The sequence below is a fragment of the Streptomyces sp. NPDC046335 genome (assembly GCF_055587985.1).
This window is the reverse complement of record NZ_JBVJFF010000008.1, coordinates 455459-471914: the sequence shown is the minus strand read 5'-3', so window position 1 is coordinate 471914 and position 16456 is coordinate 455459. Positions and strand designations below refer to the sequence as shown.

Below are 16456 nucleotides of genomic sequence, written 5' to 3'. Positions count from 1 at the left end.
GCCCGGTTACATTCCGAACCCGGAAGCTAAGCCTCATAGCGCCGATGGTACTGCAGGGGGGACCCTGTGGGAGAGTAGGACGCCGCCGAACTAATTTTAAGGGAAACCCCCGCACCATTGGTGCGGGGGGTTTTCTGCGTTATGGCGCAATAGCGCAGTTCAGTCTGGCAATTGCTCTTCTGCCCTCTCTTACAGGCGGCCGCCGGCCTTGAGGGACAGGTATGCGTCTGCCAGGGCAGGAGCCAGAGCCTCTGGGGTTGCGTCCACGACCGTGACGCCGTGACGCGTGAGTTGTTCCGCGGTGCGGTGTCGTTCCGATTGCGCCTGAGCGGCTGCTGCCGCGTCGTAGACCGCTTCCGCTGTTCCACGAGCGGACGTCATCTGCTGAATGTGAGGGTCGGCCACAGACGCGATGACGACCTTGTGGCGCTTGGTGAGACGAGAAAGTACGGGAAGCAGGCCCTCCTCGACCGGCGCACGGTCGAGGCTGGTGAGCAGCACGATCAGCGAGCTGCGCGGAGCGGTCCGTAGGGCCATCGACGTCAGGCCTTGAGCGTCGGTTTCGATGAGCTCGGGTTCCAGCGAGGCCAGTGCGTTGACCACAGAGGGCAGGATGTCGCCCGCCGAACGGCCCTGGACGAGGGCGCGAACCCGGCGGTCGTAAGCCAGCAGGTCGACCCGGTCGCCGGCTCGCGAGGCGAGGGCGGCCAGAAGCAGCGCCGCGTCCATGGAGGCGTCGAGGCGCGGGGTGTCACCCACCCGGCCGGCTGAGGTGCGGCCGGTGTCGAGGACCAGGAGGATGTGCCGGTCGCGCTCCGGGCGCCAGGTGCGGACTGCGACCGTGGACCGGCGGGCTGTGGCGCGCCAGTCGATGGAGCGAGTGTCGTCACCGGGAACGTAGTCGCGCAGGCTGTCGAATTCGGTGCCTTGGCCGCGTGTCAGCACGCTGGTCCGGCCGTCGAGCTCACGCAGACGTGCCAGCTTGGCGGGCAGGTGCTTCCGACTGGTGAACGGGGGCAGCGCGCGTATCGTCCAGGGAGCCTTGTGGCTGCCCTGGCGGGCGAAGAGACCCAGCGGACCGTACGAGCGGATGGTCACGCGGTCGGCCTGGTGGTCGCCACGGCGGGTGGGGCGCAATCGCGTCGTGAGGCGGCGCCGTTCGCCGGCCGGGATCGTCAGGCGATGGCGGGACGCGGTGGCGTCGGCCGTGGGCTGTCGGCTGCTCGGGGGCCAGGCGTCGCGAATGACGGCGCGCAGAAGGCGGCCGGAGGGGTTCGTGACGGTGAGGTCCACATCGGCGGTTTCCCCGAGACGTACGGAGGTCTCGCCGGAGCGTGTCAGTCCGATACGGCGTACGGGGGCGGCCAGGGCGAAGTCACACGCGCAGGCCAGCGCCAGTGGGGTGTTGACGGCGAGGATGCCGGTCCAGCCGGGTTCCCAGATGCCCACGGGAAGGCTGCCCAGAGCCGCGAGGAGGACGGCGCGTCCGGTGAGGGCCATCAGCGGGGGACCGGGACCTGGGCGAGGATCGCGTTGATGACGGAGTCGGCGGTGACGCCCTCCATCTCGGCTTCCGGGCGGAGCTGTACGCGGTGGCGGAGCGTGGGGAGGGCCAAAGCTTTGACGTCGTCGGGGATGACGTAGTCGCGGCCGGTGAGCCAGGCCCAGGCGCGGGCCGTGGAGAGCAGTGCCGTCGCGCCGCGGGGGGATACGCCGAGGGTGAGGGAAGGCGATTCGCGGGTGGCGCGGCAGACGTCCACCACGTAGGCGGTGATCTCGGGTGAGACGGAGGTCTTGGCGACCGCGGTGCGGGCGGCTTCCAGGTCGGCGGGGCCCGCGACAGGGCGTACGCCGGCGGCGCGCAGATCCCGCGGGTTGAAGCCTTCGGCGTGGCGGGTGAGGACGTCGATCTCGTCCTGGCGGGAGGGCAGAGGCACCGTCAGCTTCAGGAGGAAGCGGTCCAGTTGGGCCTCGGGGAGGGGGTACGTGCCCTCGTACTCGACCGGGTTCTGGGTGGCTGCCACGAGGAACGGCTCGGGGAGCGGGCGTGGCGTGCCGTCGACGGTGACCTGGCGTTCTTCCATCGCTTCGAGGAGCGAGGACTGCGTCTTGGGCGGCGTGCGGTTGATTTCGTCGGCCAGGAGGAGGTTGGTGAAGACAGGGCCCGGCTGGAAGGAGAACTCGGTGGTGCGGGCGTCGTAGACGAGGGAGCCGGTGATGTCGCTCGGCATCAGGTCGGGGGTGAACTGGACGCGCTTCGTCTCCAGTTCGAGGCTCGACGCGAGGGCGCGGACGAGCAACGTCTTGGCCACCCCGGGGACTCCTTCGAGCAGGACGTGGCCGCGGCAGAGCAGGGCGACGACGAGTCCGGTGACGGCTGGGTCCTGGCCGACCACGGCTTTGGAGATCTCGGCGCGCAGGGCTTCGAGGGAAGCGCGTGCGCTGTCGGAGTCTCCGGTGGGCCCGTTGTCAGTGGTCGGGTCCATCATGAGTGGCGTACCTCACTTTCGAGGGCGTCGAGTTGGTCGGCGAGGGCGATGAGTGCTGCGTCGTTGCTCGGGGCCGGCCCGAAGAGGACGAGGTGCAGGTCGTGGACGGGGGAGCGAAGGTGCGTGGACAGGGCGGGGACCAGGGTTTCGGGTGTGTGCGCCTGCGTGGGCGATACGCCGACGAGAGGTGCGAGGCGGCTGCGGGTGGCGGTGCGCAGGGCGGAGGCCGCGCGGTCGCGGGCGTTCGCTCTGCGATAGAGGCGGGCACGGCCTTCGACCGTCTCTGAGGCGCGGATGACCACGGGGAGGCGTTCGGAGACGAGGGGGCCGAGACGTCGGGCGCGCCACAGGGCGGCGAGTACGGCGGCGATGGCGAGCTGCACAGTGGCCCATCGCCAGCCGGAGGGGATCAGGTCGAAGAAGCCCCGGCGCTCGGTTTCTGTGGCCGCCTGGTCGTCGGAGAGCGAGGGGAGGTACCAGACCAACTCGGGCCGGGAGCCCAGGAGCTGGAGGGCGAGCGAGGCGTTGCCCTGCTTGTCGAGGCGGCTGTTGTAGAGGATGTCGGGCGCGCCGAGGACCACGGTGTCGCCCTTACCGCGGGGGGCGGGGAGATGCAGGAGGCTGGGGAGGCCGTCGCTGAGGTAGCAGGTCTCGGCGTCGGGGGCGCTGGTGTCGTATCGGATGCCGCCCATGTCGGCGGTGCCCGCGCGGCGGGCCGCCGGGAGGGAACAGGCGGGGGCCAGCGTCGAATCGGTGCTGGGGGTCGCGTCGGCGGTGACGCCGGGGGCCAGGGTGCCGGTCGAGCGGGGGCCCGGTGCGATCAGGACGGTACGCCCGCCGGAGTCCTCGGTGGCCGCGTGGAGCCGGGACCTCTGCCGTTCCGTGAGCAGGTCGGGGTTGGCCACCAGGAGCGTCGTATCGGAGCCGGCCGCGGACCGGGCCTCTTCGGTGGTGGTGACCACGCGGGTGGAGACTCCTCGGTCGGCGAGGAGTTCGGCGACGGCCCGGCTGCCGTTGGGCTCGGCGGAGCGCGGGTCGAGGCGGCCGTGGTGGCCGCCGGAGCGGACCACGGCAATGGCCACGGCCGCGGCCAGGAGGACGACCAGGGCGAGGGCGATGCCTCGGGAGCGGGTCCAGAGCTGGCGTGGCGTGGGCGAGATCGACGTCGAGTCGGCCTGCTGCCGTGCCGTGGCCGAGAGCGCGGAGGGCTGCTGTTCGGCGGAGTGAGGCGGCTCGGTGGGGCGAGGCGGCTCGGTCGTGTGTGGGGAGCCGGTCATTCGGCGGCCCCTTGGGAGCTGCTGCTCGGTGTGGTGTGGGCGGTGCTCGTCAGGGTCGGTCTGGTGCGTTCCAGGTCACGGTCGAGTCCGGCCAAGCGGCGGTACGCCGACTCGTCGGCGGTGCGGCCGCCGTACGTCACGTCGTCGAACTCGCGCGCCGCCGCCCGGAGTTGCCCGGAGTGGGCGGGCAGGGTGCGGCCCGCCTCCGCGGCGGCCTCGTCGGCGGTGCGGCCGGGGCGGGGGTCGAGGAGCGCGCGCTCCTCGAGTGCGCGGACGATGGCGCGCATGCGTTCCTGGACGGCTTGGTTCCAGTGGGCCTGGGCGGCGTGTGCCTCGGAGGCGGCACGGTGTTCGGCGGCGCTGCGGGGGCGGTCGTCGAAGAGGGCCGGCGCGGAGGTGGGGGCGCGCCGGGGTGTGCCCAGGCGCCACCAGAGGGCCGCGGCCAGGAGCGCCGCGGCCAGGACGATGACGAGGAGGCCGACTCCGCCGCCCGGGGTGGCCCCCGCGGCGGCGGAGAACAGGTCGTCGATCCAGTCCCAGAAGCGGTTCAGTGCGCGCTGGAGGAGGCTGGGGTCGTTCTCGTGGTACCTCGGCTCGGACAGTTCGCGCTCGGCCGCTTCCCGCGCGGGGTCGCGCGGAATCGTCACCGGCGGTTCGTCGCCGGAGCGCGGCAGGAGCGGTGTGGCTCCGAACCGTATGAGCACTGCCCCCGCCGCGGTCACCGCATCAGCTCCCCGGGGTGCCGGGCGGGTTGGTCGCCTGGCCGGAGAGGCCGGCCGCGCGGGTGAGTTCGAGGTCGAGTGCCTCGCGGCGGATCCGCTGGTCGATGTAGAGGAGCACGGTGACTCCGGCCGTGATCGGGAACGTCAGCATCGAGCCGATCACCGAGCCGACGCCACTCACGATGAGGAAGGTCCAGCCCAGGTCACCGGTGTTGTTGAGGAAGCCCGTGACGCCGTCGCCGCTGAGGGCACCGGCGATGAAGGTGAACGGTATGACGATGATCGACGCCACGATGTTCGCGATGAGGGCGGCGAGCAGCTGGATGCCGAAGACCCGCCACCAGGAGCCGCGGACCAGCTTGACCGAGCGCGCCATGGATTTCTTGACGCCCTGCTTCTCCAGCATGAGCGCGGGAGAGGCGAGCGAGAAGCGGAGCACGGTCCAGACGGCGACGACGGTCGCGGCGAGTCCGCCGAGGACGGCGAGTGCCGCGCCGGCTTCGGAGGAGCCGGCCAGCGCGACGAGGACGCCGGGCAGTACGCCGACGGCGACGATGGCCGTGCCGATGAGCGGGATGAGCAGGGTCAGGCCGAACAGCTTGACCAGTTGGGGGCGCGAGTCCTGCCAGGCCTCGGCCGTCGTCACCGACTTGCCGAGCACCGCACGGCTGGTGACCATCGTGAGCAGGGCCGTCGCGACGATGGTGCCGAGCAAGGTGATCACGAGGACGACGCCCGAGCTCAGCAAGGTGTCGCCCATGGCGCGGGTGAGCTCGCCGAGGGTGGCGCTCGGGTCGTTGAGGGCTTCGGTGTCGGCGGCGTCGTTGAGGACGAGTCCCTGAAGGAGGACGACGACGATTTCCGTGAGGACGGCGACGGTCAGCGAGATGCCGAGGACCGTGCGCCAGTGGGCGCGCATGGTGGACACCGCGCCGTCGAGGATCTCGCCGACGCCGAGCGGACGGAGCGGGATGACGCCGGGCTTGGCCGCGGGCGGGGGACCCTGCCAGGCGCCCCAGCCGGGGTAGCCGCCGCCGGGCCCGCCGGGAGCGCCGGGGCCGCCGGGTCCGCCCGGAGGCGGGCCGCCCCAGCCCCAGCCGCCGCCCTGGCCGGGCGGAGGGGGCGGGGGAGGCGGGGTCTGGCCCGCGTTCGGGTTGCTGGGCGGGGACCATTGGGCGGGCGGCGGCTGCTGCTTGGACCACTTCGACGGGCCGCTCGGCCCGCCGTGATCCGTGGGCTCGCCGGCGTCCGGCTTGCCGGAGTCCTGCCCGTCGGAGGGGGCGGATCCGGGCGAGGCCCAGCCCGGAGTGTCGTTCATCGTCGCTCCTTCACGGTGCCCGACCGCGGGTGCGGCGGCTGGTTGTCAGCCATCGTGCCACGGGGCACCGGCCGGGTGACCGGGGGCCGGAGAGGCTGGACACCTTCAATTGTCCGCGGGGTACGGGGCAGACTGGTCGGATGGCTGATCAGTACGCGCAATCCGGCGAGGACATACGGCCGACCGGCACCCCCGCGATTCCCGCGATCCGCTGGGACGACCCGCCCGAAGGACCCGTTCTGGTCGTCCTCGACCAGACCAGGCTGCCGGGCGAGGAGGTCGAGCGGGTGTGCACGGACGCGCCGGCTCTGGTGGAGGCGATCCGAACGCTCGCGGTGCGCGGGGCACCGCTGCTTGGCATCGCGGGGGCGTACGGCGTCGCGCTCGCCGCTGCCCGTGGGTTCGACGTGGAGGAGGCGGCGGACTCGCTGGCGGGGGCGCGGCCCACCGCGGTCAACCTCGCCTACGGCGCGCGCCGGGCCCAGGCGGCCCACCGCACGGCGCTGATGGGCGGCGCCGACCACGAGGCGGCGGCGGGTGCCGCGCTGGAGGCGGCGCGGGCGCTGCACGCCGAGGACGCGAGGGCCAGCGCGAGGATGGCGGCGCACGGCCTGGCGCTGCTCGACGAGCTGATGCCGGGCGGCGGTCATCGGATCCTGACGCACTGCAACACGGGGGCGTTGGTGTCCGGCGGGGAGGGCACTGCGTTCGCGGTCGCCCTCAAGGCGCATCGGGCGGGGAGGCTGCGCAGACTGTGGGTGGACGAGACGCGGCCGCTGCTCCAGGGCGCGAGGCTCACGGCGTACGAGGCGGCGCGGAGCGGTATGGCGTACACGCTGCTCACGGACAACGCGGCGGGGTCGCTGTTCGCCGCCGGTGAGGTGGACGCGGTGCTGATCGGTGCCGACCGCATCGCGGCGGACGGTTCGGTGGCGAACAAGGTGGGGAGCTATCCGCTCGCCGTGCTGGCGCGGTACCACCATGTGCCGTTCATCGTGGTGGCTCCGGTGACGACCGTGGACCCGGGCACCCCGGACGGGGCGTCCATCGAGGTGGAGCAGCGGGGGAGCCATGAGGTGACGGAGGCCGTGGTGCCGCATGCGCCGGCGTTCGGGAGGGAGGCGGGGGGCGGTGTGCCGGTGGCACCGCTGGGGACGCAGGCGTACAACCCCGCGTTCGACGTGACGCCGCCCGAGCTGGTGACGGCGATCGTGACGGAGGAGGGTGTGCTGTCGCCGGTGACGGCCGAGGGCCTCGCCGAGGTGTGCGCGAGGTCGGGGCAGGTGCCGATCAGCTGAGAGGGTGGCGTGTCGCGGTACATCGAGGTCACGTGACGACGCCGACGCCGACGCCCGAGCCGTCGTCACGTGACGACGACCGCCCCGCCGGTCTGTCGCGGGCGCTTCGGCCTCGGGCGGGGGTGGCGGTTCCGGGCGGGCGTGGCGGTTTCGGGCCGGGGAGAGCTGGGCCTGCTGGAGGAGCCGGAGGCCGTCCGGAGGCCGGTGATCGTGCCGGCCGGGGGCTCGGCAGCCGCTGCCGGGCGGTCCAGCGGTCCCGCAGTCGCGCGGTTCAGCGGCTCTGAGGCGCGGATTCCTGCGCGTGGCGGGGCCGTGGAGGAATGAGGGTGGTGGCTGTTCGAGCAGCCACCTGTGGAGGGGGAGGGCACCTGGCCTGGCGGTCATGGTGCCGGTCGTGGTGCCGACCGAGGGCTGGGATTGGCGGGATTTTGCCGGTCCTCGAGGGCCGTCGTGGCGGCTGTCGGGCGGGCCGGAGCCCGGTCGGGGGACCGGCCACTGTGGATCAACGCACACAGTGATGGCTTTATACGACTATCGTCACAGGTCAGTGACCTCTCTCACCAGCAGCCCAGTCACTGTTACGAGAATGGGATGATGTCAGGCATGAAGGGACGAGTCCTTGTCGTCGACGACGACACCGCACTGGCCGAGATGCTCGGGATTGTGCTGCGTGGTGAAGGTTTTGAGCCGTCGTTCGTAGCTGATGGCGACAAGGCGCTGGCCGCTTTCAGGGAGGCCAAGCCGGATCTTGTGTTGCTCGACTTGATGCTGCCCGGACGGGACGGCATCGAGGTGTGCCGCCTGATCAGGGCGGAGTCAGGTGTTCCGATCGTCATGCTCACGGCCAAGAGCGACACCGTGGATGTGGTGGTCGGTCTGGAGTCCGGGGCGGATGACTACATCGTCAAGCCGTTCAAGCCGAAGGAGCTCGTGGCCCGGATCAGGGCGCGGCTGCGGAGGTCGGAGGAGCCGGCGCCGGAACAGTTGGCCATAGGTGACCTGGTCATCGATGTGGCCGGGCACTCCGTGAAGCGGGACGGGCAGTCGATCGCGCTGACGCCGTTGGAGTTCGACCTGCTGGTGGCGCTGGCGCGCAAGCCGTGGCAGGTGTTCACGCGTGAGGTGCTGCTCGAGCAGGTCTGGGGCTACCGGCACGCGGCGGACACCCGCCTGGTGAACGTGCACGTCCAGCGGCTGCGCTCCAAGGTCGAGCGCGACCCGGAGCGGCCGGAGATCGTGGTGACCGTCCGTGGCGTCGGTTACAAGGCCGGACCGAGCTGACGTGTCCCGGGACAGTTCCACCTCGGCGCCCGGGGGTCCGGGGGCTCGTCCGGGGCGGACTGGCCCGGGGCGGCGCGCGTCCCGGTTCGGGCGGCTCGTCGACGGCGGGCTGCTGTTGCAGGGCGGGGTGCAGGGCAGCCCGGTGCTGCGGCTCTTCGTGCGCTGGGTGCGCCGCCCGCTGCTGCCGGCGGTGCGTCTCTGGCGGCGGAACATCCAGCTCAAGGTCGTCGTCACGACCCTGCTGATGTCGCTCGGCGTGGTCCTCATGCTGGGCTTCGCCGTCATGAGTTCGGTCAACAACGGCCTGCTCAAAGCCAAGGTGAAGGCTTCGCAGAGCCAGGCAGACGGTGGATTCCGGGCCGCGCAGGACAGTGTCAACGCCGCGCGGCAGAGCACCGGGCAGGACGGCAGCACCGTCGACGGGCGGAACGCCGCCGTGTGGATGTCCGACCTCGTCGAACAGCTCTCCAGCGGCGGGCAGAACGCGTTCGCCGTGGTGACGCTCACCTCCGCGAGCGACGTGGGCGTACGCGGCTCGCGGGCCTCGGGCGGTGTGGAGCCGTTCCTGAGTGTGCCGGAGGAGCTGCGCAGCCGGGTCGACAAGGGCGCCGGCGCCTATCAGGCCAACACGCGGATCGTGTTCGACGACGGCCGTGAGGCGCAGCCGGGCCTGGTGATCGGCAAGCGGCTCAACGACCTCCAGGGTGATCCGTACCAGCTCTACTACCTCTTCCCGCTGACGCAGGAGGAGGAGTCGCTCAACTTCGTCAGGACGACCCTCGCCACCGCGGGGCTCTTCGTCGTGGTGCTCCTGGGCGCCATCGCCTGGCTGGTGGTGCGCCAGGTGGTCACGCCCGTACGGATGGCGGCGGGGATCGCCGAGCGGCTGTCCGCCGGGCGCCTTCAGGAACGTATGAAGGTCACCGGCGAGGACGACATCGCGCGGCTCGGCGAGGCCTTCAACAAGATGGCGCAGAACCTGCAGCTGAAGATCCAGCAGCTGGAGGAGCTGTCGCGGATGCAGCGGCGGTTCGTCTCCGACGTCTCGCATGAGCTGCGTACGCCGTTGACGACCGTGCGGATGGCCGCGGACGTCATCCATGAGGCGCGGGTGGACTTCGATCCGGTGACCGCGCGGTCGGCGGAGCTGCTCGCCGATCAGCTCGACCGGTTCGAGCTGCTGCTCGCCGACCTCCTGGAGATCAGCAGATTCGACGCGGGAGCCGCCGCGCTGGAGGCGGACGCCATAGACCTGCGCGAGGTCGTGCGCAGGGTCGTCGGCGGCGCGGAGATGCTCGCCGAGCGCAAGGGCACGCATATACGGGTGGTCGGGGACCAGCAGCCGGTGGTCGCCGAGGCCGACGCCCGGCGGGTGGAGCGGGTGCTGCGCAATCTCGTGGTCAACGCCGTGGAGCACGGCGAGGGCAAGGACGTCGTGGTGCGGCTCGCCGCCGCGGGAGGCGCGGTCGCCGTCGCCGTGCGGGACTACGGCGTGGGGCTCAAGCCCGGCGAGGCGACCCGGGTCTTCAGCCGCTTCTGGCGGGCGGACCCGGCACGCGCGCGTACCACCGGTGGTACGGGGCTGGGCCTCTCCATCGCCCTGGAGGACGCCCGGCTGCACGGCGGGTGGCTACAGGCGTGGGGGGAGCCCGGAGGCGGCTCGCAGTTCAGGCTCACCCTGCCGAGGACAGCGGACGAGCCGCTGCGGGGTTCGCCGATACCGCTGGAGCCCGACGACTCGCGCCGTCACCGCGGGCTGAACGACGCGGGGCTGCCGCTGGAGGGCGCCGGCAAGCAGGCGACCGTTCCGGCGCAGACGTCCGCGTCGCCCGAGAGGGTGTCGCCGCCGGTCCCTGCGAAGGGGCCGATACCGCCGCGTCTGGCGCAGGCGGCGGCCGTGGATCCGACGGCGTTGCCCGGCAGCGGCTCGCGGGTCGTGCCGCGCCGGACCCCGGAAGGCGAGCGTCCGGCTCCGGGGCCTCCGGGATCTTCGGGGCCTCCGGGGCTCGAGGGTGAAGCAGGGCGTGAGGCTGGGGCAGGCTCAGGGGCGGTTCGGGGAGAGGAAAGCAGTCGTGGGCGCTGAGCGTACGGGGCGTGGCCCGGCCGGAGGCCGCGGGCGGCGTCCACTGCGTACGGGGCTGTTGCTCGGGGGTTGCGGGGCGCTCCTGGCGGGCTGCGCCTCGATGCCCGACAGCGGCAATCTGAAGCCCGTCGACGCCTCGCAGCGCCCGGACTCGCAGTCGCAGCGGGTCTACGCGCTGCCGCCACGCGAGGGCGCCCTGCCCGTGGAGATCGTCCAGGGTTTTCTTGAGGCGCTGACCAGCGATGATCCGCAGTTCGCGATGGCGCGGAAGTATCTGACCAAGAGCGCGGCGCGCAAGTGGGACCCGGAGCGGACCACGACGGTGCTCGCCGACGGTCCGAACACGGATGCGGGCAACGCGGGCAATGACAGCGACGGCAGCCGCCGGTTCTCCCTGACCGGGCGGCAGGTCGCGAAGGTGGACAGGCAGCACGCGTACCGCCCGGCGGCGGCCTCCTACAACCAGTCCGTGCACCTCAGCCTGGTGGGTGGTGGTCACGGCCGCAAGGAGTGGCGCATCGACGAGCCGCCGCCCGGCGTGGTGCTCGGCGAGTCGGACTTCCAGCGCATCTACCGCTCCGTCAACAAGTACTACTACGCCGGGTCTCCTGGCTCGGGCCCCGACGGCCGGGCGGGCCTCGTCGCCGACCCCATCTACATACGGCAGCGGATCGACCCGCTGACCCAGACGGTCAAGCTGCTCCTGGCGGGGCCGACCAACTGGCTGGGAGACGTGGCGGAATCGCGGTTCCGCAGCGGTACGCAGCTCAAGGAGCCCGGCAAGCCGCTGACGCCGGACGACCAGAACCGGCTGACCGTACAGCTGAACAGCCGGTCCGACGGGGCGAGCCAGACGAGGTGCCGCGAGATGGCGGCCCAACTGCTCTACACACTGGAGGACTTGTCGCCCTCGGGGGTCGAGCAGGTGACGCTCCAGCGGTCCAACGGCTCGATGCTCTGTGTGCTGAGCCAGGGCCACGCGGAGAGCGTCGCGGCGAACCGCAGCGCGGACCGGCCCGCCTACCAGTACTTCGTCGACGACGAGCACCGCCTGGTGCGGATGCCGGCCAACTCGGGAAGCACCGCCGATCCGGCGCCGGTGAGCGGTGTCCTCGGCACCGGTGACCAGCCGCTGCGTTCGGCGGCCGTCTCGCGGGACGAGAAGCGTGCGGCCGGGGTGTCGCTGGACGGGAAGTCGCTGTACACGGGGTCGCTGGGCTCCGGCGACACGCTCGGCAAGGCGCAGGTGCGCAGCAGGGCCAAGGCCGAGGAGGACCGTCTCTCCACGCCGAGCTGGGACGGCCACGGCGACCTGTGGGTGGCCGACCGCGACCCGAAGCGGCCGCGGCTGCTCTGGCTCGGCCAGGGCGAGGGCAAGCCGGTGCAGGTCGAGGTTCCGGCGCTGGACGGCCGCGTCGAGGCGGTGCGGGTGTCGGCGGACGGTGTACGGATCGCGCTGCTGGTGAAGAAGGACGGCAAGTCGTCCCTCTGGATCGGCCGCGTCGACCGGGGCGAGGGCGCGAAGCCGCGGATATCGGTGCTCGACCCCACCCAGGCGGCACCGCAGATGGAGGAGGTCACCGCCATGTCGTGGGCGGGCGGCAGCCGCCTCGTGGTGGTCGGCCGGGAATCCGGCGGGGTCCAGCAGTTGCGGTACGTCCAGTGCGACGGCTCGGTCCTCTCGGGCACCACGCTGCCGGGGCTGACGGGCGTGAAGGAGATCGCCGCGTCCGAGAGCGACCAGCAGCCGCTGGTGGCGCACTCCGACGACGGGATCGTCCGGCTCCCGGCGGGCTCGCAGTGGCAGACCGTGGTGAAGGAAGGCGCGGCGCCCGTCTATCCGGGATGAGCGTTCCGGCTGATTGCCTCTGATTCCCGCCGCTTCCCGCTGATTCCCGCCGGTTCTCGGGGTCGGGCCGGAGTTATCCACAGGGGTGGTGGCGGCGCCCGCGCATTGGCACAGTGGTGGCCATGCGGGGGTGGTGGCAGGACCTCACCGACCTGGTGCTGCCGGCCGAGTGCCAGGGCTGCGGGAGGCCTCGGACGGCTCTGTGCGAGCGGTGCCGGGCGGGACTGTGCGGCAGGGCGCCGCGGCGGGTGCGCCCGGATCCGGAGCCATGGGGGCTGCCGGTCGTGCACGCGGCGGCGCCGTACGAGGACGCGGTGCGGGCCGTGCTGCTCGCGCACAAGGAGCGTGGCGCCCTGGGCCTGGTGGGGCCGCTGGGGGCCGCTCTCGCGGGGGCCGTGCGTGCCGGTCTGCGGGGCGAAACGCGGGATCCGGGTGATATGGGTGCGCCATCGTGGGTAGACGGCACGCACGGCGGCTCACAGGGGCGCGCGGTGCCGTTGACGCTCGTCCCCGTGCCGTCGGCGCGTGCCGCGGTCCGGGCGCGCGGGCACGACCCGGTGCGGCGGACCGCGTTCGCGGCGGCCGGGGAGCTGCGGCGGGCGGGGATTCCGGCGCGGGTGCTCGCGGTGCTGCGGCAGCGGCGTGCGGTGGCCGATCAGTCGGGGCTCGATTCCCGGCAGCGGCAGGCCAATCTGGCGGGTGCCCTGGAGGTGACCGCGGGGGGAGGCCGGCTGCTCGTCGGCGGCGGGCGGGTGGTGGTCGTGGACGACCTGATGACCACCGGCGCGTCACTGACGGAAGCCGCACGCGCAATACGTGACCTGCACACGGAATGGAAGGCGCGATCGGAGGCCTTGCGGGGACTGGGAAGCGGGAGCGCGAGAGGGCCGGAATTGGGCCGCGGAAACGTGATCAGCGCTGCGGTTGTCGCCGCCTCACCGGATTCTTTCGAAATAAACCGGAACTGAAGGAGAAGTTGCTTCGTTGCAGGTGGTGAGAGGGTCGTCCCACCCGAATGGAGGTATGCGGCAGTAGAGGGTGACGACATAGCTCCGGGCGAGATATGTTCGGTTGTGAGGAATGGCGAACGCCCGACCTCGCATATCGGATTGCCGGTCCGCGGGATTTTCCGCAATCACCCGGACCGGTGGGTGGAGATCTTGCCCATGGGGGAGGAGGAGGTGGAAGTCACCGAGTCCGAGGCCCCGGGAGATCACCGGGGTCTGGTGCAAAAGGGAGATGCTCCGCCGCCGAAGCGGAGCGATCCGGGAACGGAGTTCTGCGTGGACATCGTCGTCAAGGGCCGCAAGACCGAGGTACCCGAGCGGTTCCGCAAGCACGTGGCCGAGAAGCTGAAGCTGGACAAGATCCAGAGGCTCGACGGCAAGGTGATCCACCTCGACGTCGAGGTGTCCAAGGAAACCAATCCGCGTCAGGCCGACCGTTCCGACCGTGTGGAGATCACTCTCCGCGGGCGCGGGCCCGTGATTCGCGCGGAGGCATCGGCAGCCGATCCGTACGCGGCACTCGACCTGGCCACGGCCAAGCTCGACGCGCGGCTGCGCAAGCAGCACGAGAAGCGCCACAACCGCCGGGGCACCGGCAGGCTCTCCGCCGCCGAGGTCACCGAGCGGGTCCCGGACGCGGCGACGCTCAACGGAAACGGCACCGTCGTACGCGAGGAAGAGCCGGACGGCGTTCCGGTCAAGAGGATCGGTTCCCTGGAGATCCAGGGCGAAGGACCCCTCGTGGTCCGCGAGAAGACGCACGTCGCGGCACCCATGACGCTGGACCAGGCGCTCTACGAGATGGAACTGGTCGGGCACGACTTCTACTTGTTCGTCGACTCCGAATCCAAGGAACCCAGCGTCGTCTACCGACGGCACGCCTATGACTACGGCGTCATCCGTCTCAACACCGACCCCATGGTCGCCAGGGCCGAATCGGCCGGTGGCGGCGGAGCACTCGGCGGCTGACCGCCGCCCCCGTGAACCGCTGACGTGGTGCCCCTGGAGCGCGTGTGCGCCCCCAGGGGCACCCTCGTGCGACCAGTGCGCGCACCGCACCGGCGCCAGGCATGAAATCATGACCTCGCCGGCCAACCGGTGTGCTGCCGCCTCGGGTTGGCGCAGCAGAGCCACAACAGGCCACGGCCTTCATGGGGGAGGAACGATGGCGGACAGCTTCGGACCGATGCATCACGGGCATGCCGGGGACGGCATCGGCATCGGCACGGACACGGGCGCCCCGCGCAAGGAGCCGATCAGGGTCCTGGTGGTGGACGACCACGCCCTCTTCCGTCGTGGCCTGGAGATCGTCCTCGCCGCCGAGGAGGACATCCAGGTCGTCGGGGAAGCGGGCGACGGCGCGGAGGCGGTGGACAAGGCCGCCGATCTGCTGCCCGACATCGTGCTCATGGACGTACGCATGCCGAAACGCGGCGGCATCGAGGCGTGCACCTCCATCAAGGAGGTCGCGCCGAGCGCCAAGATCATCATGCTGACGATCAGCGACGAGGAAGCCGATCTCTACGACGCGATCAAGGCGGGCGCCACCGGATATCTCCTGAAGGAGATCTCCACGGACGAGGTGGCCACCGCTATCCGCGCGGTGGCCGACGGGCAGTCCCAGATCAGCCCGTCGATGGCATCGAAGCTGCTCACCGAGTTCAAATCCATGATCCAGCGCACCGACGAGCGCCGTCTCGTGCCCGCGCCCCGGCTGACCGAGCGCGAGCTGGAAGTGCTCAAGCTCGTCGCCACCGGGATGAACAACCGCGACATCGCCAAAGAGCTGTTCATCTCCGAGAACACCGTGAAGAACCACGTGCGCAACATCCTGGAGAAGCTTCAGCTGCACTCCAGGATGGAGGCCGTCGTCTACGCGATGCGGGAGAAGATCCTCGAGATCAGATGAGGGTCGCGGCACCGGGTGCGGGTCAGGCGAGGGCCCGCACCAGGCCGGCCGTCAGCTCGGGGCGGTTCACCCGCTCCACCCGAACGGAATCGCAGCCGACCCACGACGCCGCCTCCAGGAGGGCCTGGGCCATCGGCGCGACCGCCTTCGGAGCGTCGAGCGAGACCTGCTTGGCCACCAGCGTGCTCCCCTCGCGCGCCGGATCGACGCGGCCCAGGAGCCTGCCGCCCGCGAGCAGCGGCATCGCGAAATAGCCGTGTATCCGCTTGGGCTTGGGGACATACGCCTCCAGGCGGTGCGTGAAGCCGAAGATCCGCTCCGTGCGCGCCCGCTCCCAGACCAGGGAGTCGAAGGGCGAGAGCAGCGTCGTGCGGTGCCGGCCGCGCGGCGTCGTCCGCAGGGCCTCCGGGTCGGCCCACGCGGGCTTGTCCCAGCCCTCGACCGTCACCGGCACCAGACCCGAGTCCGCGACCACCAGATCGAACTGCTCGCCCTTGAGGCGGTGATAGTCGGCGATGTCCGCGCGCGTGCCGACGCCGAGCGACTCACCGGCCAGGCGCACCAGGCGGCGCAGGCACTCCACGTCGCTCAGGTCGTCGTGCAGCAGCGCCTCCGGGATCGCGCGCTCCGCCAGGTCGTACACCCGCTTCCAGGAGCGGCGCTCGGTGCACACCACCTCGCCGTACATCAGCGCGCGCTCCACGGCGATCTTCGACTCGGACCAGTCCCACCACTCGCCCTTGTTCTTCGCGCCGCCCAACTCCGTGGCCGTCAGCGGGCCCTCCACGCGCAGTTGCTTGATGACCTGGTCATACGCCCCGTCGGGCAGGTCGTGGTGCCAGTGCGGGCGGGAGCGGTAGGCGCGGCGGCGGAACGCGAAGTGCGGCCACTCCTCGACGGGCAGGATGCACGCGGCGTGCGACCAGTACTCGAAGGCGTGCGGCTGGACGCGGTCCTTCGCCCCCCAGTACGCCGCCTCCACGGTGTCGCGGCCCACGGCGCCGAGCCGTGCGTAAGGAACGAGCTCGTGCGAGCGGGCCAGGACCGAGATCGTGTCGAGCTGGACCGCGCCGAGATGCCGCAGCACGCCTCGCACACCGGCCCTGCGGTCCGGGGCGCCGAGGAAGCCCTGGGCGCGCAGGGCGACGCGGCGGGCCTCGTCGGCGGAGAGTTCCATGGCAGGGCGCGGCAGGCTCGTCATGGTCGAAACGATAGGCGGCGGC

13 protein-coding genes and 1 rRNA gene are annotated in these 16456 nt (G+C 71.6%); 8 read left to right on the top strand and 6 right to left on the bottom strand.

All coding sequences use genetic code 11. The features are described 5' to 3' along the window. Positions 1–91, top strand: a 5S ribosomal RNA gene (gene rrf, locus ACZ6JY_RS22365); the annotation flags it as partial. Positions 92–189: 98 nt separating this feature from the next. Here the strand turns inward: rrf and ACZ6JY_RS22360 are convergent. From ACZ6JY_RS22360 to ACZ6JY_RS22340, 5 genes are read right to left on the bottom strand one after another with little or no spacing between them, the layout of a single operon-like run. Next, entirely contained in the window at positions 190–1500 is a 1311-nt protein-coding gene (locus ACZ6JY_RS22360) for a DUF58 domain-containing protein (protein ID WP_469197997.1), read from the bottom strand. Next, complete coding sequence (locus ACZ6JY_RS22355) at positions 1500–2486, bottom strand: AAA family ATPase (protein WP_469197995.1); 987 nt, start codon at positions 2484–2486, stop codon at positions 1500–1502. Before ACZ6JY_RS22355 ends, ACZ6JY_RS22360 begins: the two co-directional genes overlap by 1 nt. Continuing rightward, on the bottom strand, positions 2486–3766 hold the full coding sequence (locus ACZ6JY_RS22350; protein ID WP_469197993.1) for a DUF4350 domain-containing protein: 1281 nt from the start codon (positions 3764–3766) through the stop codon (positions 2486–2488). Before ACZ6JY_RS22350 ends, ACZ6JY_RS22355 begins: the two co-directional genes overlap by 1 nt. After that, positions 3763–4488 (bottom strand): DUF4129 domain-containing protein, encoded by a 726-nt coding sequence (locus ACZ6JY_RS22345; protein ID WP_469197991.1) that lies wholly within the window; start codon positions 4486–4488, stop codon positions 3763–3765. The genes ACZ6JY_RS22350 and ACZ6JY_RS22345 overlap by 4 nt, the downstream gene beginning before the upstream one ends. Positions 4489–4492: 4 nt before the next feature. Continuing rightward, positions 4493–5806: a DUF7847 domain-containing protein gene (locus ACZ6JY_RS22340; RefSeq protein ID WP_469197989.1), complete on the bottom strand. Its 1314-nt coding sequence runs from the start codon at positions 5804–5806 to the stop codon at positions 4493–4495. A 140-nt stretch (positions 5807–5946) separates the two neighbouring features. Between ACZ6JY_RS22340 and mtnA the strand changes: the two genes are divergently transcribed. From mtnA to ACZ6JY_RS22305, 7 genes are all read left to right on the top strand, one after another. Next, positions 5947–7104 carry an S-methyl-5-thioribose-1-phosphate isomerase gene (gene mtnA / locus ACZ6JY_RS22335; protein WP_469197987.1) on the top strand — a complete coding sequence of 386 codons (1158 nt, stop codon included), beginning with the start codon at positions 5947–5949 and terminating at the stop codon, positions 7102–7104. 591 nt (positions 7105–7695) lie between these two features. Beyond that, entirely contained in the window at positions 7696–8385 is a 690-nt protein-coding gene (gene mtrA, locus ACZ6JY_RS22330) for a two-component system response regulator MtrA (RefSeq protein WP_189176211.1), read from the top strand. Position 8386: 1 nt separating this feature from the next. Beyond that, positions 8387–10468: an MtrAB system histidine kinase MtrB gene (gene mtrB / locus ACZ6JY_RS22325; RefSeq protein ID WP_469197984.1), complete on the top strand. Its 2082-nt coding sequence runs from the start codon at positions 8387–8389 to the stop codon at positions 10466–10468. Next, on the top strand, positions 10458–12317 hold the full coding sequence (locus ACZ6JY_RS22320; RefSeq protein ID WP_469197982.1) for an LpqB family beta-propeller domain-containing protein: 1860 nt from the start codon (positions 10458–10460) through the stop codon (positions 12315–12317). The genes mtrB and ACZ6JY_RS22320 overlap by 11 nt, the downstream gene beginning before the upstream one ends. A gap of 122 nt (positions 12318–12439) precedes the next feature. Next, positions 12440–13285, top strand: a complete 846-nt coding sequence (locus tag ACZ6JY_RS22315; protein ID WP_469197980.1) for a ComF family protein — start codon at positions 12440–12442, stop codon at positions 13283–13285. Positions 13286–13600: 315 nt separating this feature from the next. Continuing rightward, a complete protein-coding gene (hpf, locus tag ACZ6JY_RS22310) occupies positions 13601–14293 on the top strand; it encodes a ribosome hibernation-promoting factor, HPF/YfiA family (RefSeq protein ID WP_469197979.1) in 693 nt (230 codons plus the stop codon). Between the two features lie 196 nt (positions 14294–14489). Continuing rightward, entirely contained in the window at positions 14490–15233 is a 744-nt protein-coding gene (locus ACZ6JY_RS22305; protein ID WP_469197977.1) for a response regulator, read from the top strand. A 22-nt stretch (positions 15234–15255) separates the two neighbouring features. Here the strand turns inward: ACZ6JY_RS22305 and ACZ6JY_RS22300 are convergent, their stop codons facing one another. Then, positions 15256–16434: a winged helix-turn-helix domain-containing protein gene (locus ACZ6JY_RS22300; protein ID WP_469197975.1), complete on the bottom strand. Its 1179-nt coding sequence runs from the start codon at positions 16432–16434 to the stop codon at positions 15256–15258. Between the last annotated feature and the right edge of the window lie 22 nt (positions 16435–16456).